The following is a 24,693-nucleotide window of genomic DNA, read 5'->3' as shown; positions in this document are numbered from 1 at the left end:
CAGCATTATAAACCAACGGCAAAGCTCTCCTGTTTCTGTTAAGTTATGAGTAGTCATAACGGTAAGCTATTGATTATTGCTGCACCAACCAATTATTATACTTTCGGGGGTTATGAGGCTATTAAATGTTGTGAGGACCGTGTGGTTGCTAAGCTTTTTTGTTACGTTGACCGTATGTTCTTCAGTCGCGCAGCAAAAGCAGGTTATAAACTATCTCGGCATCGAAAATGGCTTATCAAACAGCGCGGTCAGAAGCATATTTCAGGACCATAACGGTTTTATGTGGTTTGGTACTTATGACGGGCTTAACCGTTATGATGGCTATGAGTTTAAAATATTCAGAAACCGTAGCGGAGATACCAGTACACTCGTACATAATTGGGTAAACTGCATTGCCGAAGATGCGCAATACCGGCTATGGGTAGGCACACAACAAGGCCTGAGCATATATAACCCGGCATCGGGCAGGTTCATAGCTGCTAAATATAAAGTTAATAATACAGTTGTACCGGTAAGGGGCAACATCAAAGAAATTAAGGCCGACCTATCGGGCAATGTATTTGTATCGGTAGAGCAAAAAGGCCTCATTTTATACAAGCATGATAGCAAAAGCATTGGCAGGCTTATTAACACTCCTTTAGCAAGCCATTATAATATCTCCTCATTGGCCATTGATACTAACCATGATCTTTGGTTAATAATTGAAAACATTGGGTTATGCATTTACGATAAAAAGCTGCAAAAAATTAAGCTTGTTGATGCACGCATACATTCGGCTTATTGCATGTTGTTTGATGCACAAACCCTTTGGATAGCCAACTCGGCGGGTTTAAGTAGTTATAAAGTTGCAGCCAAAACAACCCAAAATCATTACACCGTAATAACCGGCCAGCTTACCTCCCAAAGGTTTACCAGCATGATAAAGGGCGGGACCAATGAGTTATGGGTGGCCACGGATGGGGGTGGGGTTAATATACTTAATACCACCACGGGCAAGTTTAGTTATCTTACCAACGGCAATGGTTCGCATTATTTAACAAGCAATGCTGTAGCTGCTTTGTATTGCGATAAAGAATCAAGGAAGTGGGTAGGCACCTTGCGCGGCGGTATCAATATTCTCGACCCGCACATTGCTAACTTCAAAAACATATCTTATAACTCGTCATCTTCAAACAGCCTGGTAAACAACTTCGTGTTATCGTTGCTCGAAGAATCGCCCCAAAGGCTTTGGATAGGTACTGACGGCGGAGGGCTCAGTATATGGGATAGGCCTGCCAACCAATTTACCAATTTTACTCACCGCGCTGGCGATAATGCTTCGCTTCCGGGTAATTTTATTACCAGCATTAAAAAGGATGCTAAAGGTAATATATGGGTGGCATCGTATGATGGTGGCATTGGCAGGTACGCTAACGGCCGCTTTATAAAATACGAAGGTATAAACCCAGCAAATAATCGTACTTCATATACTTTTTGGCTGCTCGAAACTGATAAACAGGGACGGCTTTGGGCGGGTTCTATACAAAACGGTTTATACGTATTTAACACGGCTGCAAACCGGTTTGAGCTTTATGAAGAAAAACTAAACAACCTGCTGGTGCTTAAAGCCGATAAGAGCGGGCAGTACTGGGGTGGCGACTGGTGGAACCTGATACGGATTGATTTAGATCATAAGAAATACGAACGCTTTGGAATGGACAAACCGGTACGTTCGGTTTTTGAGGATAGCATGGGCGATTTTTGGGTAGGTACCGAGGCCGGGCTTATTTTGTTTGACCGCAAAAATAAACGCATCATCAAAAAATACACTACCGACGATGGCCTGGGCAATAATCATGTGCTTAACATTGAGGAAGATAAAGCCGGTAATTTATGGATAAGTACTTATAACGGCCTTTCGTGTTTTAACATTAAAACACGAAAATTTAATACCTACTCTCAGGCTAATGGCTTGCCATCTAACGAATTTAACTTTAATGCGTCCTTAGCGCTGCACTCGGGCGAACTTGCCTTCGGCAGTATTAAGGGCTTATGCATATTTAATCCGCAAAATATATCGCAAACACGGTCCGATCCTAATATTGTGCTCTCTGGCTTAAAGGTAAATAACCAACCCATTGCGCAATCGCCACAGTTTATAACCAAACGTACCAACAACGAGGCAACTGAGCTTAAGGTGCCTTATGATAAGGCTGTTTTTACGTTTGATTTTACCGCTATTGATTATCCTTACGCCGAGCGCATAAACTACCGCTACAAAATGGAAGGGTGGGACAGGGGCTGGATCAACGCAGGCAACGTTAGGAGTGCCACATACACTAACCTGGCTCCCGGCAACTATACTTTTAAAATTAACTGCACCAACCGTGATGGAAGCTGGGTGAAAAAGCAGGTGGCTATACACCTCATTGTTTTACCGCCCTGGTACTTAAGTTGGTGGGCTTATGTGGCCTACGTGCTTATTTTTGCAACATTGGTTTATATTTTTGTTTCATACCGTGTTAAACAAACCCGTTTAAAGTACGAAGTTAAGCTGGCCGTTGCCGATGCCAAAAAACAAAAAATTATACAGGAAAAAGAGCGGGAAATTAACGAGAAGCGACTGGAGTTTTTTACCAGCATATCGCACGAGTTTCGTACACCAATATCGCTTATTATCAACCCAATACGTGATATGCTGCGCCTGAATACTGATGATAAAGGCCTAAACACTGTTCATCGTAACGCAAGGCGTTTGCTAAGTTTGGTCGATCAGTTATTGCTCTTCCGCAAGGCCGATTCGGGTACGGTGCAGTTGCGTGTATCGCCGGTAAATATTTACCGTTTGTGCAACGAGGTTTATTTATGCTTTAAGCAGCAGGCAAAATCGGCCGGGCTCGAGTATGAGTTTTTAGCTCAGGAAGATAAAGAACTGATGATATATGCCGACAGTGAAAAGTTGGAGATCATTTTGTTCAACTTGATATCAAACGCTATAAAATTTACACCGCCGGCTGGTAAAGTTACCATTGCTATAACCGAAACAACCGCAGGCGTAGAAATAGCGGTAACCGATACCGGCTGTGGTATACCACAACAGGAAGGTGAACGCTTGTTCGAAAAATACTATCAGTCGCGCTCAGAAGGACGGCCGGTTAAAGCAGGTTTCGGTATCGGCCTGTATTTGGCACGCCAGTTTGCCGATGAGCACCAGGGCAGCCTTACTTATAATAGCGAACTGAATAAAGGCACCACGTTCACACTGGCCCTTTTAAATGGTAAAGAGCATTTTGCTCCCGACATAATTGTGTCCACCCATCAGCCCGAAGCCTTGTTTATAAACGAATTGGTAACAGACGACCATGTTCTTACAGCTGAAGTGCAACCCGAAGAAGAGTTTAAGGCCGAAAATATTTTTACCGACCGAAAAGCCATTTTAACTATAGATGACGATGCTGAGATCAGGAGCTACATCCGCTCGGTGTTTAGTCCGCAGTATATTGTTTACGAAGCCGCAAGCGGCGAGGAAGCCATGGATATGGTGAAAGATAAACTACCCGATTTGGTGCTGTGCGACGTAATGATGTCGGGCATGACGGGTATTGAGTGGTGCGATTGGCTCCGGCAGGATGTATCGCTCAGCTACATACCGGTAATATTGCTCACCGCAAGTTCATCATCCGAAAATAAGTTGAAAGGGCTTGATTGCGGTGCCGACGATTACATTAGCAAGCCGTTTGAAAAAGAACTGCTGCTGGCACGTGTAGCCAACCTGCTTAACACACGTAATAATTTGCGCAGCTATTTTTATAACGAGGTTACGCTGCAATCAAACAATGTGGCCATATCCGAAGAGTATAAAGACTTTTTGCAGAAGTGTATCACCATAGTTGAAAAGCACATTACCAACCCTAATTTTAGCATTAAAGTGCTGGCTTCAGAAATTGGTATGAGCCATTCCAATTTATACCGAAAGGTAAAGTCGATGTCGGGGTATACCATCAACGGTTTTATCCGCTTAATAAGGTTGCGCAAAGCTGCCGAACTACTCATTAATACCGAATACAACATAAATGAGGTCGCCTTCGAAACCGGCTTTAACAATGCTAAGTATTTCAGGATGCAGTTTGTTAAGCTGTTTGAGATGACGCCATCCGATTTTGCCAAACGTAACCGTAAAGTATTTAAAAAGAGGGTTAAGGTAAATCTGTAGTTAATTTCTTTTCATTACATCTTTCCTTTGCAACTTGGAACATCCACAAAATAAAAGCCCCTTGCTCATATTTAAGCAAGGGGCGTACTGTATAAGATTGAGGTTGGGTGTGGTGTTATTTTAAAATGTTCTTATAAATCTCGCTGCCGCTAAGCAGGAATGCGCCAACACCGTAAACTTCGGTGCTGGTAGAATCAACCTTATCGGGGCTTGCACCTATGGGCTGCACGTAACCTAACATGCCATCGGGTTGTACAGCCGATTTTAGTGCTGTCCAGGCTTTTTCAACAGCGGGCCAATAAGTTTTCTTATTAAGCAGGCCATGGTTAACTCCCCACGCTAACGAATAGCAGTAAAACCCGGTACCGCTCATTTCTTTAATAGGATAACTTTCAGGGTCGAGGAGCGAGGCATGCCAGCTGCCGTCAGGTTGTTGTAATGAAACAATGCGCGCGGCCATATCCTTATAAAGATTTTCAAGCTTTTTACGATCAGGATGATTAGCAGGCGTACCCTCAAGCAAACGTACCAGGCCGGCCATTACCCAGCCATTGCCTCTCGACCAAAATACTTTTTGCCCGTTCTTTTCCTTCTTATTTAAAAAAGTTTCATCGCGGAAATACAGTTTCTCAGCCGGGTCGTACAAAAACTCTGTGGTTTTCCACCATAATTTAATGGCGGTGTTGGTGTACTTTTCATCGCCCGTGGCAACGCTCAAATAGCTTAAAGCCGGCGGACCCATAAATAAGGCATCGCACCAGGCCCACTCGCGCATGGCTATATTATTCTTCCAGTTTAATGGCTCGGTATGTGGTTTAACCACTATACTATCGGCCAACGCCGTGAAAGGAGCGATCATTTTAGGCTCCTTGTATTTTAAATATAATTGCGAGTAGGTTTGTGCCACGCAGTAATCATCGGCATAAAAGCGCCTGCGGCCGGTGTTCCAGCTTAAATCGTTGCCAATTTTTACTAATACATCCAGGTACTTTTCGTTGCCGGGCAAGGCACCCAATGCAAATATTCCGGTGTAGCAGGCACCCAAGGTCCAGTCGGCTTTGTGGTATTTAAAGCCGTCGGTATTCCATTTGTTTACCTGCCAGTCGGCTACGCGCTGCATTTCTTTTACCACTTCAGCCGCTTTAGCCTTTGTGTTTTTTTGCGAGAAGGCGTTAAATCCTGCAAGGATAAATATGGCGACGGTTAATATGTTTTTTGAAAATTTCATTTAAATAAATTGGTTGGTATGTTATTGGTTTTTTTGGTAAACACGTACATAATCTACCTCAAAACGTTTAGGAAACTGAGTTTTTGACGGGTCGCCACCTTGCTGGCCGCCAATGGCAAGGTTGAGCAGCATATAGTGCGGCTGCTTAAACGGGTTTGTCCCCAATCCATCTTTATTAACCAGCTTTTCGGTTTCAACTTTAACCATCAGCATATCATCAACATATAGCGCAATTGCTTTCTCGTCCCAGTCCATGCGCCATATATGAAATTGCGAAGCCCATTTTTGGCCCCCCAGTGAATCAATATTGCGGGTTTTGCTAAACCACTCGTCCTTTTGGTCGGCTCCAAGATGCACCATGTTGGCTAACAGTTTTTTACGGTAAAACTCCATAATATCTATTTCACCCGTTGCAGGCCAACGGCCTTTGATGCCCAAAGTCCACCAGGCGGGCCACATACCATTGCTAATGTCAATTTTGCCTCGCATTACAAAGCGCCCGTATTGCCACGACTGCTTTCCCCTGCTTTTAAGGCTTGATGAAGTATAGTACGCTTTCGGGCGATTTCTACGCCATTCGCTGCTACCGGCTTCATAATTGGGATTATCCTTTGTTTCGCGGCGAGCCTCAATAATAAGCAAACCGTTGTCACACCAGGCATTATCCGGCTGATACCATTGATGTTCTTCATTGCGTTCAAAACCCCGCTCGTAGCTCCAGTTATTGCTGTCGGGTGCGCCGTTTTGGTTAAATTCATCCGCCCATACCAGTTTATATCCCCCAGCTGTATCAGGGTTAACGGTTTGAGCAGTTGTTTTTAATGTTGCTAACACCATAAAAGGCAGCAGGTATTTATATATCATTTGCTTTTTTCGGATGGTTGAGTTTGGGTTGGCTGCTTGTCAAAATAGTCAAGGTTCCATTCATCAAGCCAGTTAATTTCAATATTGTTACCATTAAAAACAATGGGCAACCATATATGACGGCCGTCAATGGCATCTTTAGGAGCCCATTTATCGGCCATGAAGATAAAAGCATTTTTTTTACCGGAAACGGGTAATACGTGTGTACTTTGACCGCCGAAAGTTTTTTGCGCGCCAGCGCCAACACATGGATTGCCTTCAAACGTCCATGGTCCCCAAATAGAGGTTGCTGTAAACCAGCGCGCCGGGTTAGGCGCCCAGCCTGTACAGCCCGAGCCTATCATGTAGTATTTACCGTTGTTTTTAAATAAGGCAGGCGCCTCGGTTTGCTGGCCTATGTATATGCGCACAAATTTACCGGTATGGCTGGTGTAATCATCACTAAGCTCGGCAAGGTGAAGGGTGTTGTTTTCTTCGGATGAAAAAACGTGGTATGCTTTGCCGTCGTCGTCAACAAAAACGGTCATGTCGCGGGCCATTTGTCCGCCAGGGAAATCGCGCATAAAAATAACGTCGCTTTTGTTGGCAGGATGCTGTGCGTTAATTTGTGCGGCAGCAGGTGTGCCGGCAGGGTAATAGGGCATACGTCCTGCATTTGGGCGGTAGCTGCGTAAAAATTTAAAAGGGCCGGTAACTTTATCGGCTATGGCAACGCCTGTGCGGGCGGCACCGTAACCTTTTCCTAACAACTCCAGGTGAAACCACATTACATACTTTTTAGTTTTAGTATTGTAAACCACTTTGGGCCTTTCTAAAATACAGCCTTTGGCAATATCGCTGGTTTTATCATCAGATACTTTCAGGGCAATGCCTTCATCGGTCCAGTTGTACAAATCTCTTGATGAATAGGCGTGAACACCAACCTGGGCAACGTTACCCGCTTCGCCACCAACTTTGTGTTCTCCAAACCAGTAATAAGTGCCATTTTGGTATAAAATACCGCCACCGTGCGCGTTAATGTGTACGCCTTTATTATCGGGCCAAATGGCTCCTGGTTTAAAATTGGTTGCCTGGGAGTAAGCCTTTGGTAAAACTCCAAACAGCAAGCTTGCTGCCATTAAAACAGGAAACAGATGTGATTTTTTCCTTCTTGATAGGTTCATAAATCAGAATAATTTGAGAACTCCAATTTGTAACCAATAGCCCGAACACATGGGGGGCAAATCCATCAGATAAGTGCTAAATTTTAAGCAGCCTGCATAAATAAATGTTATTACAAACCAGTTGGTTAAATTTTAACTGATTTTATTGTTTGGCGCGTAAGTAAACCCGCCTTAAGTTAGCGGTGTATACATTGCCTTGTATATGTAAAACCGGCTCCTGCAGTTTACTCTTACTGGTTTACACTGTAAGGTAGGGGCGTTAAAACAATGATTTTAACTAATTGACGAAAAAGTACCCCCTAAATGGTTGATTTGAGGCGCTACGGTTGTGCATTTACTCAACAAATTTGCTTCACCAATCAATTATTAAAAAACCAAACAAATCCTAAATTATGGTAGAAGATCTACATCAAATTTCTACGGCCTCCAACCTATGGTCTACGCAAGCATTTTTACTTGCATTGAATGCTCCCCGCTTAACAAGCCGGTATGGTGAAGCATGCTACACGGCAACGTCGGCACTGCCCAACTTTGCAAGGGTTTAAACCCGGGCTAATACTTTGTCTCTTCATAGGCGCTCCAGTAAGTAAAAAATATTGTGGCCTTAAGCTGGTCTGTGCTTGCGCAGCAGTTACTCTATTAACCAATTTAAACTTATGATAAGAAGATGTACTCAAATCAATTTAAAAGCACGCGCTATTTAATAACCAGGCAGGCAACGGCCATAATCTCGGCAATAGCGTTGCTGTTGTGCGCGCATGGTCAGGCTTCGGCAGGCAATGCTGTGCATAACAAAACCACGCTTACTCATGCTGCTTTTTTTCAGGCGGGCACTCCTGTAAAAGGAACCGTTAGAGATGAAAGTGGCCAGCCCATAGTAGGGGCAAATGTTAAAATAAAAGGTACCAATACCGGTACTCAAACAGATGCTACGGGCCAGTTTACCTTAAATGTACCTAAGGGCGCTGTACTTGTGGTTACGAGTTTGGGCTTTGGCAATAAGGAAGTAGCCATTGGCAATAGCCTTCAGCTTAGCATCACGCTCGCATCAAAGCAAAACTCATTAACCGAGGTGGTTGTAAACGGCTACACCTCGCAACGCCGCAGCGATGTAACGGCCGCCATTAGTACCATATCAGGAAAGGAAATACTAAAAGCCCCGGTAACCAACGTAACTCAGGCTTTGGCCGGTGCGGTACCGGGACTTATCGTGCAGCAATCGCAGGGTCGCCCGGGTTTTAACAGTGCCAATTTATATATCAGGGGGCGTGTATCGCCAACGGCAACAGCCCTGATTATTGTAGACGGGGTGGAACGCACTTCCTTTGGAGACATTGACCCGAATGAAATTGAAAATATCAACATCCTGAAAGACGCAGCGTCCACAGCGTTGTATGGTTTAAAAGGTGCTAACGGTGTAATTGTGGTGACCACCAAACGCGGTAAAGAAGGACCTGCCAAAGTTACCTTTACCGCCAATGCCGGTATTGTAAGCCCAACTGCCCGGCCGGAGATTTTACGCGCTTACGAAAGTGCTTTAGTTTATACAGAAGGCCAAATCAACGTAGGCGAACCCCGCACTTTTACAGATGCAGATTTGCAGAAATTTAAAGACGGCACCGGTAACCCATTATTATACCCTGATGTGGACTGGTACTCGGAACTGGTGCGCAATGCCTGGACACAGAATCAGCAAAACTTAACCGTTTCGGGCGGTACGCAAAAAATCAAGTATTTTACATCCTTCGGTCACCAGTTTGAAGACGGTAACTTTAAAAAGTTTAAAACACCCTTAAATTACAGCACTACGCCCAGCTACAACCGCTATAACTTTAGGGCAAGGGTGAATTTTGATATTACAAGTACCACCAATTTTGAGGTTAACCTTGCCGGCCGTAACGAGCACCGCTACAGCCCGGCAGGTATGAGCGAATCAAACGAGCCAAGCGGTGTTGTTGCCAATGGTATTGAAGGGTTAGTTGGCCGTTCGTTAAAAATTGCATCGTGGGGTTTACCTTTCTTTCCAGAGTATACCAACTCCACCGATCCACGTATTCTCACGCTCGATAATACCTACAATCACATTGTAAATATGAATTTGCTGGGTACCAATAGTGTAAACCCTTATGCATTTCTAACCTACAATGGCTACGCTTTTACTGATATCAACGTGTCTGAAAGTATTTTTACCTTCAACCAAAAGCTCGATTTTGTAACTAAGGGTCTATCATTTAAAGCACAGTTTGGATATGATGCCACCTTTAATACCGGAAAGTTACAGCGCGGCAGTGTAGGCTATTACGAACTTAACCGTAATACGCTGGCACTTACACCTTATTCAACGTCATATAACGATTTCTTAGGCGCTCCGGCTTATACGCGTACCGGTTTCACCAAAACCAATTTGCAGTTATTTTTGAATTACAACCGCTCATTTGGCCAACATGCAGTAAGCGCTAACGTAATTGGCCAGCGCGAGCTGCAAAGCTCGGTTAATGCCAGTGCACCGTTTGCTAACCAGGGCATCATATCACAGGTGACTTATAATTATGCCGGCAAGTACTTTTTCACCGGTAATGCTACCTACAATGGCTCCGAAAACTATGCAAAAGGCTACAGGTATGGTTTTTTCCCGGCGGCAACTATTGGCTATAACATTGCCAATGAGGATTTCATGAAAAAGGTGGAGTGGCTCACGTTGCTTAAAATACGTGGATCAATTGGTAGGGTAGGTATACCCAGCCCCGGAACCGGGCGCTTTTATTACCAGGATAACTTTGGTGCGGGCACATCGGTACCCTTCGGAAATCCGAGCAGTGTGTTTAGTGCTCCCACCTACATCCAAACGCAATATGGTAACCCTATGGTTAGTTTCGAAATTTCGCTCAAACGCAACCTGGGTTTAGATATCTCGTTGTTTAAAGATAAGCTGAATTTTACCGCCGATATTTTTGACGACCGCCGTTCAGATATACTGATTAGCCGTAACAATACCAGTTTTGGTACTTACGGTGCAACTGTGCCAAACACCAATTACGGTGTAAACACTAACCATGGTTATGAGCTATCTGCCATGTACCAAAATCGCGATAATAAGATAACCTATTCAATATCAGGTAACTTTAGCTTTGCCCGCAATACCCGCAAGGTATTAGATGAAGCTCCCGGACAGCTTGCAAACCTCCGAAATACAGGTACGCCTATTGGCACCTACTATGGTTACCACGTTTTAGGTTATTATGCTAACCAAGCCGATATTGATAAAAGCCCGGTGAATAATTTGACCAGTGTAAAATCAATTCCCGGCGATTTGAAGTATGACGACGTTAACGGCGACGGACAAATCACCAGTTTAGACCAAATGCCTATCGGGCACCCTAACATTCCTGAATATAACGCTGGTTTAAACCTGCAGGCAGGTTACAAGGGGTTCCAGTTATCTGTTCAGTTTAACGCGGTTGATAATGTAAGCTCAAATGTTATTTTTTACGGAGGTGGCTTAAACCAATACTACAAACCTATGTTAGGCCGCTGGACACCAACCAACCCCAACCCCACATGGCCGGCCATGCGTCCCGGATTGGCTCCCAATCCTAACGAAACGCTTAATGACTTCTTTTTGCAGGATGCTTCGTACATCAAATTGCGTAACATACAATTGGCATACAGTTTACCTAAAAAAATTACAGATAAACTGAAGTTAACCAACCTCACCGTAATTGTGAGCGGGCAAAACCTCATTACCTGGACCAAGTTTTATGGCGTAGACCCGGAAAATAATATAGTGGGAGGTACTTACAACTATGCAACTACGGTTATCCCAACTACCAAGATTGTCAATTTTGGATTAAACCTATCATTTTAAATCCTAAAACATTGAACATGAAAACTTTAAAGCTATCACTGCTTGCTATATTCGTCATATCGGCCACTGCTTGTAAAAAAGACTTTTTGCAACGCGACGTAGGCATTCAAACCGATATTGAGAAGGTTTTTCAAGACCCGCTGCTGGCATCACGCTATGCCGATAACAGCTACACTTTCAGCATAAATGATTACGGCCGTTTGAGCGGCTATAAGGGCATGACCTCGCAGTTTTCTGACGAGTCGATAGCCAACAATGCCCAAACCGAGGTTGCGGTGATGAACCGCGGGCTTTTTTTGGATGGCGGTGCAGCCGATGTTAACAGCATTTACACGCAAATGTATCGTGGTATACGTAATGCGAACGTTACGCTGGCCAATATGGATAAAACACCATGGACGGCTGATTTTAACGCCAATTACATCAAAGGCGAGCAATTGTACCTGCGTGCTTACTTTTATTCGGAACTGATTAAACGTTACGGTGGCGTAGTATTGCTTACTAAACCCCAGGATTTTACCGAGGCTGCCGATGACCAGCCACGCGCCTCGTTTGACGCTACTCTTAACCAGATACTGGGCGATTTAGACCAGGCCATAACGTTATTACCGCAAACCAACGCCGATTGGCCCAACCCTGCAGCGCAAGCTAATCGCGCAACCGGTGCTGCTGCAATGGCACTTAAAGCCCGTGTATTGTTATTTGCTGCAAGTCCGCTTAATAACTCAGCCAATGATGTAACCAAGTGGAAAAAAGCTGCCGATGCAGCTTTGGACATTATTAATTTAAACAAGTTTGGGCTCGAAACCAGCTATGCCAACGTCTTACAGTTATCGTCGTCACGCGAGTATATCCGTATATGGCCACGCGGCGGTCGCTCGTACATTGGTACTTACATCAGCGATTTTTTGGTGCCTATCAGTTATGGTGGTCAGCAGTCTAATCTATCTCCTACACAAAACCATGTTGATTTGTATGAGATGAACAACGGTAAGGCTATAACGGATCCAACATCGGGCTATAATCCGCAAGCGCCATATACCAACCGCGACCCGCGCTTTTATGTAAACATACTTTATAACGGCGTTACCTGGCAGGGTAGGGCGGTGCAAACCTGGCAAACCAATCCAAATGCATCCGGAACCGTTACTTATGGCACCGATAATGGTACGGCTATTTCCATCACCAAAACCAGTTATTACCTCAAACGCCTTTGGCCCGAAACATCACGCTCCGGCTCAACCGCCAGTGCTTTGCTCAACTTTGTGTATTACCGCTACGCAGAAGTGCTGATTAACTATGCCGAAGCGCTTAACGAGGCCGAAGGCCCTGTACAAGCCGTTTACGATGCGGTGGATGCCATCAGGCAGCGTGCCGGTATGCCCAAATTGCCAACCGGCTTAACCCAGGCACAAATGCGCGACCGTATACGTAACGAGCGTGCCGTTGAGTTTGCTTTTGAGGATATGCGCTGGTGGGATATACTCCGCTGGAAGAAAGGTCCCGAACTGGTAGCGCAACCCATGAAAGGAATGAAGGTGATTAAAAATGCCGATAATTCTTTCACTTATAATGTGGTTGAACTACCCACTTTCCAAAAGGTGTTTCAGGATTTTATGCACCTGTATCCCATCCCTCGTGCTGAAATGAATAAAACCTCGGGTGCCTTGAAGCAAAATCCGGGTTGGAATTAATTGGTGACATTAAACAAAGAAATAACATGACAAGATATATAAAGTGTTTTGGTTTGTTCATGAGCCTCTCAGTACTGCTGATGAGCCTCGGGATACAAGCCCAGACCCTGAGCATTAAAACTTACGACGGCAAAATTACCAATACCAAAGGTGCTGCTGTTGACGCCGTAGAAGTTACGGTGATGGGCACTAACGTACGCGCAAGCTCGAACAGGAGTGGTGAGTTTGCCATTAAATGCATGGCCGAAGACTCGTTGGTTTTCAAAAGAGACGGTTACAAGGAATTGCATGTAGCAGTAAAAGATCAGCCGCACTTGAACGTAGTATTAACAGGTACCAATGGTAGCGGGTATTATGATGAGATAGTTGATATACCCTTTGGCAAGCGCACCCGTCGCGAGCTTAATTATGCTGTTAGTGCCTTTAAAACCGATGATTTTCCTAAAATACCGGTGAGCAATTTATCAAGTATGCTGGCCGGTCGTTTCAGTGGTTTACTGGTGCAGCAAACCGGCAGCCAGCCCGGCACCGAAAATTTAACTTTTCAGGTGCGCGGTAAATCATCATATGCTCAAGGTTCAAACCCGGTGTTGTTGGTTGATGGTGTTGAGCGCGATTTCAGCGATATGGACCTCAACGAAATTGAAAGCGTAACCGTGCTAAAGGATGCGGCAGCGTTAAACTGGTATGGCCTTATTGGCGGCAATGGCGTAATACTGGTGAACACCCGCCATGGCAGGGCTAACCAAAATTTTATAAACTTTGATATTCAAGGTGGCTTTCAAAAGGTTGAAAACCTGATTAAGCCGTTAAACTCGTACAATTTTGCTACGCTGTACAATCAGGGATTAACCAATGCCGGTCAAGCCCCGGCTTATGATCAGGCAGCACTTACTGCTTATCAAAATCAAAGCAATCCTTATTTATTTCCTGATAATAACTACATCGACAGGTTTTTAAATAAAACTGCGCCGGTGCAACGTTACGCCGTATCATTAGGTGGCGGCAGCGAAAAGATACGCTACTTTACCAATATAAGTTATTATGACCAAAATGGCTTATTTAAGAATACCCCAAACCGATGATTACAATTCAAACACCAATTACAAGCGTTACAACTTTAGGGTAAACCTTGATTATGAAGTAACTAAAACCTTAAGCTTTTCATTACTGGCCGGTGTGCGCAGCGAGCGCCGTACCGATCCTATAGGTGGCGGCGGAGGTGGTTCGGCGGCGGTGCTTACCAGTTTGTTTACGCTTCCGCCCAATGCTTTCCCTATACTAAACCAGGATGGCACTTATGGCGGTACATCGGTTTACCAAACCAACCCGCTGGGGCAGTTGCAAAATAGTGGTGTGTACAAGGCTATAACCAACGTATTACAGGCAACCATATCGGCTAAGCAAAAGCTCGATTTTGTGACTCCGGGTTTGTCGGCAAATGTGTTTTTTTCTTATGATAACTATGGCAACTACACTTACGGCTTTACCCAAAACTATGCAGTTACAAACCAAACTTTAACACCTGCGCAAACCTTCCGCACACCGGCGGTACTGGCTTACCAGTTTGCAGGTTTTGGTACAAGCACCAAAAATAACGAGGTGTGGGCCGGGTTTGATTACGACCGTACCACAGGCGATCATAAAATAAACGCTTCGGCCCGCGCACAACAGGGCACCAGTGCCGCGGTTGATCGTATTGATTACAACGAGCGCCTGTATGTTGGCCGTGTGGATTATGGCTTTAAAAACCGTTACTTTTTAGGCTTTACCGGCAGCTATTCGGGTTCTGAAAACTATGCACCCGGCCGCCGGTTTGGTTTCTTCCCGGCCGGAACAATAGGTTGGTTAGCCTCTGATGAGGATTTCTTTAAAAGCGTAAAAGCTATCAGTTATTTAAAGCTGCGTGCCTCCTATGGTCGTAATGGCAACATTGGCCCAACTTATGACGCCAATGGTAATCTGGTACGTTTGCCTTACCGCGCGTTATTTACCCGTGGCGCGGGACCAATTTTAGGTTCATCATTTTCAAGCACCACAACTGCTTACGAGGTAAGCCCAACAGGAAACCCTTTAACTACCTGGGAAAAAATTAACCGCCTTAACGTTGGTGCCGATTTAGGCTTTTTTGATAATGCCATTAACCTCTCTGCCGATTATTTTAACGAAACCCGTACCGATATTTTGGGCAGTTCAAACCTGCCGGGCATATTGGGTGTAGGGGTAAGTTCGGTTAACTCCGGCAAAGTTAACAGCAAGGGTGTTGATATGAATGTTATCTACACAAAAAACTTTAAAAGCCTGAATGTAAGCCTTAATGGTAACTTTACTTATGCAGCCAACAAACTGTTGGAGCAGTCGTTACCCGGAATTATTTCTTATCAATCACCACTGGGTTACAATATTGGTAACGTTACTTCATCAGGCACTAAACGCTTTTATGTATCTGATGGCCTGTTTCAGTCGCAGGATGAAATAAACGCCAGTCCTAAACAATCGCTTTCGGGTTTGGTAGTACCGGGAGACATTAAATACAAAGACATAAACGGCGATAATGTCATTGACAGCCGCGATGCCGTTGCCACCAATTATACTGATATCCCTAATGTATATTACGGTTTTGGCTTCAACATCAGCTATAAGCTGTTTGATATCAGCACACAGTTTCAGGGAGTGTCTGGCCGCACGGTCGACATTAGGCCGGTAGTTTATGCAGGTCCAAACGCGCTTAACCAGCTATCACTTGATGCATGGACACCCGCAACTGCAGCAACCGCGAAGTTTCCGCGCACGGCCTTAAGCGACAACGCTAACAATAATGCCAGCTCCGATTTTTGGCTGCGCTCGGGTAATTATATCAAACTGCGTACGGTAGAGCTTGGCGTAACGCTGCCACAAAGGCTAACCTACAAATTGCACATGCAACGTGCCCGCTTTTTTGTGGGAGGTTATAACCTGTTAACATTCTCAAAACTTAAAGATTACGGCATCGACCCTGAAACCACCATGGCAGGCAGGGCAGGCAATTATCCGTACCTCAAAACCTATACACTGGGACTTAATGTAAAATTTTAACCCAATAAGCTCATACATTATGAAGAAGCAATTACATCATATATACGGCGCAATGTTGCTGCTTATGGCGCTTTCGGGCTGTAGCAAAGACTTTTTTGAGCCATCATATACCGAAGGCCCTATTACCGAAGAATCCATTTGGATAACAGACCGCCGCGTGCGCGAATATCTTAACCAGGGATATAATTACCTGCTTGGCCGCTATAACGTAGACAATGCGGGGGCTTTGCTGGCCAGCGCAAGCGATGAGGCCGTAAACTCGAACCTCAATAGCAGCATCAATATCATAAACAACGGCACCTGGGGGCCGTTGCGCACCATTGACGAGCAGTATACCAACCTGTATACTGGTTTGCGGGTGGCCAACGTATTTTTAGAAAAATCGCCTACGAGTACTATTTACCCGGTGAGCGATTTAACGGGCTTACGCGGCGAGGCATTTTTCCTGAGAGCCATGTATCATTTTGAGTTATTTAAAAGATACGGGCAAATTGTGCTGGCTAACCGTTCATTTGAGGTGGGCGAGGATTTAAACCTGCCCCGCAATTCGGTTGACGATGTAGTAAAATCGATAACTACCGATTGCGATTCGGCCATCAATCAAATACCTGCTGCCTCAACCCGCGATTGGGATGCCGCCAATTACGGCCGTGCTACCAAAGCAGCCGGCATGGCGCTTAAAGCAAAAGCACTGTTGATATATGCCAGCCCGCTTTACAACACCGTTAATGATTTAACCCGTTGGCAAAATGCGGCCAATGCGGCCAAAGCACTTATAGACCTGAATAAGCACGGGCTATTAAGCGCTACTGATTACCCTAACCTTTGGGATTATACCAACACGGCTACATCTTACAATAGGGAAGTAATATTTGCTACTCCGGCAGGATCAATTAATACCATTGAGTCTAATAACGCACCTATTGGTTTTACAGGTGGCCTGGGCCGTACCAACCCTACGCAGGATTTGGTTGATGCCTTCGAGATGCGTAACGGTAAACCCATAACTGATCCAACATCAGGCTACAACCCGCAAAACCCTTATTTAAACCGCGATACCCGCCTAAACCAATTTATTGTTTACAACGGTGCCTCATTTAAAACCGGCAGTTTAACCCGTAACGTGGAAACTTTTGACGGCGGATTAGATAATGTGCTTACTAACGTAAACAGTACCAAATCGGGCTATTACCTGCGTAAGTTTTTAAGCGGTAATGCTACCTATAATGTGACTACCATAACCAACGTACGCCGCCCATGGGTGTTTTTCAGGTATGCCGAAACCTTATTAATTTATGCCGAAGCCCTGAACGAAGTATCGGGCCCAACCCAGCCGGTGTATGATGCTGTTAATGCGGTGCGTGTACGGGCACAAATGCCTGCATTGCCAGCCGGACTAAGCCAAACAGACATGCGTGAGCGTATACGCAACGAACGCCGTGTGGAGCTTTGTTTTGAAGAGCAGCGCTTTTATGATGTACGCCGCTGGAAACAGGGTGAAACTTATTTTAACGGCCCTGTGCGCGGTATGAAGATAACCAAATCGGGCACTACGCTTAATTACACACCTTTTGTTATCGAAAACAGGGTATTTAGCGCTAAAAATTACCTGTACCCGTTACAGCAATCCGAAATAGATAAAGCCGATAAGCTGAAGCAAAATCCCGGCTATAATTAATAAACCTATATCAATGTTCTATAAAAATTCCATGTCGTTAAAGCTTGTAGGTACGTTTGTTGCCATTGTCCTGTTTAATATAACAGTTTCAGTTGCCCAAGATAAAGCACCTAAGCTGGGAAAAAACTCTGTTAAAGAAGTGGTTGCCGCCATGACGCTCGAAGAAAAAGCTTTAATGGTTATAGGGGGAGGGCGCGATGCCGCTCCCTCTGCATTTACCGATGGATCGATGGTGGGTAACACCGCTTTCCGTATTCCAGGAGCTGCCGGCACAACCAATGCCATACCACGTTTAGGCATACCGGCCATTGTTTTGGCCGATGGCCCTGCCGGGGTACGCATGGATGTGAAGCGCAAAAATGATGAGCATAAATACTTTGCTACCGCTTTTCCGTCGGGTACCACGTTGGCCTCAACCTGGAACCCCGAAGTAGTTAAACGTGTTGGCGAAGCCTTTGGTAACGAGGTTAAAGAGTTTGGAGCCGATATTATACTGGCACCCGGCGTAAACATTCACCGTAACCCGCTGGGAGGGCGTAATTTTGAGTATTACTCCGAAGACCCGGTTTTAACCGGCGAAATTGCTGCGGGTATCATTAACGGTATACAATCTAACGCGGTAGGCACATCCATAAAACACTTTGTGGCCAATAACCAGGAGGCCAATCGTGCTGGTGTTAATGCCCACATTGATGAACGTACCCTGCGCGAGATCTACCTCAAAGGTTTCGAGATTGCTATCAAAAAGTCTTCGCCATGGACGGTGATGTCATCTTATAACCTACTTAACGGCACACATACGTCTGAACGTAAAGATCTGCTCACAACTTTACTTCGCAACGAGTGGAACTTTAAAGGCTACGTAATGACCGATTGGGGCGGCAAGGCCACTAACTGGGTTGAGCAAATGAAAGCCGGAAATGACATGATAATGCCGGGCAACAACAAGCAAATTCAGCGCATTATATCAGCCGTAAAAAACGACTCGCTTGACATAAAGTTGCTTGATGCTAACGTGGAGCGTATACTAAATATCATTGTGCGCACGCCAAGTTTTGCAAACTATAAATTCAGCAATAACCCCGATTTAAAAGCCCACGCACAAATATCGCGCGAGGCCGCAACTGAGGGTTTGGTGCTGCTCAAGAATGATAAAGAAGCGTTGCCATTGCAAAAAAAACAAGGTAAGGTTGCCTTGTTTGGTAACATCAGCTATGCACTTATTGCAGGCGGATGGGGTAGCGGCGATGTAAATAAGGCCTACACTGTATCAGTGGCCAAGGGCTTAACCAATGCCGGGTACGAACTGGATAAAGAAATATCAGGCCCGTACGGGCAGTACAATTCAAACTACCGTAACTGGAACAAAGAGTTTCCTGTATCAGATGAGCTCATCAACAAAAAAGCAAATGAATGCGAAGTTGCCGTACTTACCATAGGCCGTAACAGCGGCGAAACCAAAGACCGTGATCTTGATTACGATTATTACCTCAAGCCAACCGAACTTTCGCTTATTGAGCGTACATCCGAAGCATTTCATCGCCAAAACAAAAAATTAATAATTGTCCTCAATATTTGCAGCCCGATAGATATCAAAGGCTGGAAAGATAAAGCCGATGCCATTGTATTGGTCTGGCAACCGGGTATGGAAGGAGGCGACGCTATTACCGATGTATTGAGCGGTAAGGTAAATCCATCGGGTAAATTGCCTGATACGTTTGCGCAAAATTATGATGATATCCCATCGGCCAAAAACTTCCCGGGTACGCCTGTTGATAACCCTACCGATGTTATACATGAAGAAGGCATTTATGTAGGCTACCGTTATTTTGATACATTCAAAATTCAGCCTGCTTACGAGTTTGGCTATGGCTTGTCGTACACCACTTTCAGCTTCGGTTCAGTAAAAATTAACCACGCTGTAAAAGACAAGGTTTCGGCATCGTTAACTATAACCAATAAAGGCAAGGTTGCTGGTAAAGAGGTGGTGCAGCTTTATATTTCGGCACCTGCCAAAACAATGGATAAGCCTATGCAGGAACTCAAGGCTTTCAGTAAAACCAAGCTTTTACAACCGGGCGAATCGCAACTCATCTCTTTTGAGCTACCTGTTTCCGCTTTAGCGTCTTTTGATAACAACCAAAATGCCTGGGTAGCCGAAGCTGGCACTTATACCTTCAAGATTGGGAGCTCGTCAAGGCAAATTAAGCAAACGGCTAACTTCAGCATGGGTAAAGCCGTGATTACCCAAAAGGTAAATTCAGTTTTGCATCCGCAGGCTCCAATCAAAGTAATCAAACCTTAACCGCCTTTACTACTAATAATACGAATAACAACATTTGAATGTACAAAGTTAAAATAAGCATTATAAGCCTGGCGCTTGCGGGTATACAATGGAGTGCCGTTGCGCAGCGTAAAACCATCAACCAAAGGGTTGATTCGGTTATACGCCTCATGACGCTCGATGAAAAAATAGGTCAGCTCAACCAATACTCAGGCCGCGAGGTAACAGGTCCGTTGGTTAAGCAAAACGCCAATATGCTCAATGATATTAAACTGGGCAAAGTAGGCTCTATGCTTAACGTGCAGGGTGTGCAAAACACCCGCCATGTGCAGGAGGTGGCCATGCAATCGCGCCTTAAAATACCGCTGCTTTTTGGTATGGATGTAATACATGGCTATAAAACCATTTTCCCGGTACCGCTGGCCGAGTCGGCCACGTGGGATATGGATCTCATTCGCTTGTCGGCACACATAGCCGCCAAAGAGGCGGCCGCCGTTGGCCTGCACTGGACTTTTGCACCCATGGTTGACATTGCCCGCGACCCACGCTGGGGCCGTATTATGGAAGGTGCCGGAGAAGATACTTATTTAGGAAATTATATAGCTAAAGCCCGCGTACTGGGCTTTCAGGGCGAAAAACTGGGTGGTTTAGATGCTGTAATGGCTTGTGCCAAACACTTTGCCGCTTATGGTGCTTCATCATCGGGGCGCGATTATAATGATGTGGAAATGAGCGACCACCAGCTTTGGGAAATCTATTTGCCGCCGTTTAAGGCTGCGGTTGATGCCGGGGCTGCCACGTTTATGAGTTCGTTTAATACCCTTAATGGGGTGCCTACCGCCGCCAGCAATTACCTGCAACGCGATATTTTGAAAGGTAAATGGAAGTACAGCGGGTTTGTGGTGAGCGATTGGGGTTCAATAGACCAAATGATAAAGTGGGGATACGTGGGCAATAAAAAAGATGCTGCGTTGAAAGCCATCATTTCGGGGTGCGACATGGATATGATGAGCTACAGCTATCTCGAACATTTAAAGGAACTTGTAACTACCAAACAGGTAAGCATAACATTAATTGATGATGCCGTTAAACGCATTTTGGTTAAGAAATTTGAGTTGGGATTATTTGAAGACCCTTACCGTTTTTGTAACGAAGAACGTGAGAAAACCGAGCTAAATAACCCCGAACACGTAAAGGCAACGCTTAAAGTTGCACAAAAATCAATAGTGCTGCTTAAGAACCAGGATGCAGTTTTGCCAATACAAAAAACGGTTAAAAACATTGCCCTTATTGGTCCGCTTGCCGATTCGAAACGCGATATGCAAGGTGCCTGGGCCGGTGCTAACGAGGCCGAAAGGGTAGTTACACTGCTCAAAGGCTTACAGCAAAAGCTTGGACAAGATGTACGCATCACTTATGTTAAAGGAGCACCTATAAAAACCAACGATACCACAGGCTTTGCCGAAGCTGTGAAAGCAGCTAAAAACGCCGATTTGGTAATTATGGCTTTAGGCGAAGCTTACGACCAAAGCGGCGAATCGCGCTCGCGTGCCGAAATTGGTTTACCCGGCAGTCAGGATGATTTGTTTACAGCGGTGCAGTCAACCGGTAAACCTGTTGTAGCTGTGCTGATGGCTGGTCGTCCGCTTATATTTAATAACATTGCCAATAAGGCTAATGCTGTATTATATGCATGGTTCCTGGGCGACCAGGCCGGTAATGCCATTGCTGATGTATTGACGGGCGCTGTCAATCCTTCCGGAAAGTTACCGGTAACCTTCCCGCGCTCGGTGGGGCAAATTCCGTTAACGTATAATGATTATAAAACTGGTCACCCTTATAATGCCAATGTTTTCCAATATCAAACAGGGTATATTGATGTACCCAATGCGCCGCGCTTTGCCTTTGGGTACGGCTTAAGTTATACTACCTTCAAGTACTCCGATTTAAAGCTCGACAAAACCACTATGGCTAAAAACGGCAAAATAACCGCCGGTTTTACGCTGACCAACACCGGCAGCCGTGCAGGCGAAGAAGTGGTGCAATTATACATTCACGACCCTGTGGCTTCGGTAGTACAGCCAACCAAAAAGTTAAAAGGTTTCCAAAAAGTGGTCTTAAACCCCGGCGAATCAAAATCTATCACTTTTACTATTGATAACGAAACGTTGTCGTTTTATAACCAACAACTGAAATGGGACTCGGAACCGGGCAAATTCAAAGTGATGATTGGCGGCGCATCCGACGATCTGAAACTTCAGGCCGATTTTGAACTCAAGTAGCACTTCAAAGCCATCACTATGAACATTTACACTAAATTACTCGTTGGGTTTGCTTTGATATTTGCGGTCGGTATACATAAACTTTCCGCGCAAACTATTTCACACAGAGATAGCCTCATTAACTTCGACTGGAAGTTTTTTATTGGCGACAACCCAGCCGCAAAGGAAAAGACGTTTACCGATACCAAATGGCAAACCGTGCACTTGCCTCATGATGGCAGTATTGCCGGTGGTTTTGATACCGTAAGCGGCACACGCCAAAACGGATTTCGCCCGCGACATATTGGTTGGTACCGTAAAGTATTGTTTGTACCGGCCAGTGCAAAAGGCAAAATTATAAGCATTGAGTTTGAAGGCGTATACCGTGCCGCCGAAGTTTGGGTGAATGGTATTTATTTAGGCAAACACCTTAACGGTTATACCGGCTTTACATATGATGTGACCAAACACATGGTTGCGGGCCAAACTAATACCATCGCCGTACGGTACGATAATACTTACAAACAAAGTTCGCGCTGGTATACAGGTGAAGGTATTTACCGCAACGTTTGGCTGCATGTTAAAGCCCCGTTGCATATTGTTGAAAACGGGACTTACATAACTACACCGTTTATTAGTAATAACCAGGCAAAAATATCAGTACAAACTGAAGTAGTTAACAAGGCCGATACCGCTGTGTTAGCTACGTTGAAAACCGTTATAATTTCGTCCGAAGGTAAAGAAGTTGGTTCAATGCTAAGCGCGGTGCCTTTTGCGTGCGCATCAAACTTACAACTATCAGCAGTATAAAACCATTAGCAATCCTGTTATTTGGGATATAAATACACCTAAACTTTATCACGTTAAAAGCTATGTAAGCTTGGGCAATAATCTGCGCGATGTGTATTATAGCCGTTTCGGTATCCGTACAGTCGATTTTACGCCCGAACAGGGTTTCCTGCTCAACGGGCGGAAGGTGTTTTTGAATGGTGTAAACATTCACCATGATTTAGGTCCGTTGGGGGCAGCAGCTTTTGATAAAGGTTATAAGCGCCGCTTGCTCGGGTTGAAAAAAATGGGTGTAAACGCCATCAGGTTAGCGCATAACCCATACACAAAGTCGGTATTGGATATGTGTGATGAACTGGGCATACTCGTTTTCGATGAAGCATTTGACAAATGGAGCAGCGAATACTATGGCCCGGGCGAAGACTTTAAACAGCACTGGCAACCCGATTTAGCCTGGTTTATTAAACGCGACCGCAACCATCCCAGCGTATTTATTTGGAGCGTGGGCAACGAGGTTGCCGTAAAGCAGGAATACAAAGACACGGCATTTGTAGTACTAATTAATAAAATGGTTGATTTTGTGCATCAGGCCGACCCATCGCGCAAGGTAACCTGCGGCCTGTATCCATCGCGCGATGAGGACAGCCCGGTGCCCATGGCTTTCCATATGGATGTAATGAGCGATAATTACATGTCGAGATTTTATAAGCGCGACCATCCTAAATTCCCGCAACTCATATTCCTCGAAAGTGAAATGACCACCGATAACGGCGGCGAAAACTTTTTTAACTACGACCACAGCTACGCCTGCGGGCAGTTTTACTGGGGCGGAACGGATTACATTGGCGAATCATTCAAATGGCCCTCTAAAGGTTGGAATGGCTTGATTGACTGGTGCGACTTTTGGAAACCGATTACCTATTACATTCAAAGCCTTTACACCGAAGAGCCGATGGTTAAGATTGCCGTCTTCGATGCTTCGGCAAGCGAGTCGCGGGTTTGGAATGACGTGTTTATGAACACCATTAAAATAAGTGATAGCTGGAATTGGAAACCGGGCCAAAAACTCACCCTGTATACCTTTACCACGGGCGATGAAGTGGAACTGTTCGTCAATAATAAATCGGTTGGTGTTAAGCAAATGAAGGATTTTCCCAAACATAAAATAAGTTGGGAGGTAACTTACGAACCAGGTACCATTAAGGCCATTGCCCGTAAAAATGGTAAGCCAATAGCTACCGACGAGGCAAAAACCACGGGCAAGCCCGAACGTATTATATTACAAACAGATTCTACGCATTTTAATGCCAACGGAATTGACTTAGCCTACATTACCGTAACCGTGGTTGACAAAAATGGCCTGGTAGTGCAGGAAGCCACAAATGATATTAAATTTGACCTGAACGGCACGGCCACCATTGCAGGAGTTGCCAATAACAACCGCATGGGCGATGAGCATTTTGTTGCTAATCATCGCCGCGTAAATGATGGCCGGTGTTTATTAGTTTTGCGTAGCAAACGTACAGCCGGTAAGGTGCAAATAAAGGCATCGGGCACTGGGCTAAAAAGTGGGGTACTAACCCTCAACACCAATTAAATA

13 protein-coding genes are annotated in these 24,693 nt (G+C 45.0%); 10 read left to right on the top strand and 3 right to left on the bottom strand.

Going from position 1 to position 24,693, the window contains the following annotated elements; all coding sequences use genetic code 11:
- Nucleotides 1-112 precede the first annotated feature (112 nt).
- The gene (locus QE417_RS05590; RefSeq protein WP_311948179.1) at nucleotides 113-4,192 is read left to right on the top strand and encodes a hybrid sensor histidine kinase/response regulator; all 4,080 of its coding nucleotides are present in this window, start codon (nucleotides 113-115) and stop codon (nucleotides 4,190-4,192) included.
- 115 nt (nucleotides 4,193-4,307) lie between these two features.
- On the opposite strand, the gene QE417_RS05585 is transcribed toward QE417_RS05590, so the two are convergent.
- Genes QE417_RS05585 through QE417_RS05575 form a run of 3 tightly spaced genes read right to left on the bottom strand, consistent with a single transcriptional unit; the run spans nucleotide 4,308 to nucleotide 7,447 of the window.
- Nucleotides 4,308-5,420: a glycoside hydrolase family 88/105 protein gene (locus tag QE417_RS05585; RefSeq protein WP_311948177.1), complete on the bottom strand. Its 1,113-nt coding sequence runs from the start codon at nucleotides 5,418-5,420 to the stop codon at nucleotides 4,308-4,310.
- 21 nt (nucleotides 5,421-5,441) lie between these two features.
- Nucleotides 5,442-6,284: a glycoside hydrolase family 16 protein gene (locus QE417_RS05580; protein ID WP_311948176.1), complete on the bottom strand. Its 843-nt coding sequence runs from the start codon at nucleotides 6,282-6,284 to the stop codon at nucleotides 5,442-5,444.
- Complete coding sequence (locus QE417_RS05575; RefSeq protein ID WP_311948175.1) at nucleotides 6,281-7,447, bottom strand: glycoside hydrolase family 43 protein; 1,167 nt, start codon at nucleotides 7,445-7,447, stop codon at nucleotides 6,281-6,283. The genes QE417_RS05580 and QE417_RS05575 overlap by 4 nt, the downstream gene beginning before the upstream one ends.
- A 667-nt stretch (nucleotides 7,448-8,114) precedes the next feature.
- On the opposite strand from QE417_RS05575, the gene QE417_RS05570 reads away from it, so the two are divergent.
- From QE417_RS05570 to QE417_RS05530, 9 genes are read left to right on the top strand one after another with little or no spacing between them, the layout of a single operon-like run.
- The gene (locus QE417_RS05570) at nucleotides 8,115-11,312 is read left to right on the top strand and encodes a SusC/RagA family TonB-linked outer membrane protein (protein ID WP_311948173.1); all 3,198 of its coding nucleotides are present in this window, start codon (nucleotides 8,115-8,117) and stop codon (nucleotides 11,310-11,312) included.
- 17 nt (nucleotides 11,313-11,329) lie between these two features.
- On the top strand, nucleotides 11,330-13,006 hold the full coding sequence (locus QE417_RS05565) for a RagB/SusD family nutrient uptake outer membrane protein (RefSeq protein ID WP_311948171.1): 1,677 nt from the start codon (nucleotides 11,330-11,332) through the stop codon (nucleotides 13,004-13,006).
- 26 nt (nucleotides 13,007-13,032) lie between these two features.
- Complete coding sequence (locus tag QE417_RS05560; RefSeq protein WP_311948169.1) at nucleotides 13,033-14,091, top strand: TonB-dependent receptor plug domain-containing protein; 1,059 nt, start codon at nucleotides 13,033-13,035, stop codon at nucleotides 14,089-14,091.
- A complete protein-coding gene (locus QE417_RS05555; RefSeq protein ID WP_311948167.1) occupies nucleotides 14,060-16,081 on the top strand; it encodes a SusC/RagA family TonB-linked outer membrane protein in 2,022 nt (673 codons plus the stop codon). Before QE417_RS05560 ends, QE417_RS05555 begins: the two co-directional genes overlap by 32 nt.
- A 19-nt stretch (nucleotides 16,082-16,100) precedes the next feature.
- Nucleotides 16,101-17,759, top strand: a complete 1,659-nt coding sequence (locus QE417_RS05550) for a RagB/SusD family nutrient uptake outer membrane protein (RefSeq protein WP_311948166.1) — start codon at nucleotides 16,101-16,103, stop codon at nucleotides 17,757-17,759.
- Between the two features lie 13 nt (nucleotides 17,760-17,772).
- Nucleotides 17,773-20,064, top strand: a complete 2,292-nt coding sequence (locus QE417_RS05545; protein WP_311948163.1) for a glycoside hydrolase family 3 C-terminal domain-containing protein — start codon at nucleotides 17,773-17,775, stop codon at nucleotides 20,062-20,064.
- A gap of 38 nt (nucleotides 20,065-20,102) precedes the next feature.
- Nucleotides 20,103-22,325, top strand: a complete 2,223-nt coding sequence (bglX, locus tag QE417_RS05540) for a beta-glucosidase BglX (RefSeq protein ID WP_311948161.1) — start codon at nucleotides 20,103-20,105, stop codon at nucleotides 22,323-22,325.
- Nucleotides 22,326-22,343: 18 nt separating this feature from the next.
- Entirely contained in the window at nucleotides 22,344-23,114 is a 771-nt protein-coding gene (locus QE417_RS05535; protein ID WP_311948159.1) for a sugar-binding domain-containing protein, read from the top strand.
- A complete protein-coding gene (locus tag QE417_RS05530) occupies nucleotides 23,077-24,690 on the top strand; it encodes a glycoside hydrolase family 2 TIM barrel-domain containing protein (protein ID WP_311948156.1) in 1,614 nt (537 codons plus the stop codon). The genes QE417_RS05535 and QE417_RS05530 overlap by 38 nt, the downstream gene beginning before the upstream one ends.
- The last annotated feature ends 3 nt before the right edge of the window (nucleotides 24,691-24,693 follow it).

This window comes from Mucilaginibacter terrae, assembly GCF_031951985.1.
Taxonomy (GTDB): domain Bacteria; phylum Bacteroidota; class Bacteroidia; order Sphingobacteriales; family Sphingobacteriaceae; genus Mucilaginibacter; species Mucilaginibacter terrae_A.
This window is presented reverse-complemented; position numbering and strand designations above follow the sequence as displayed.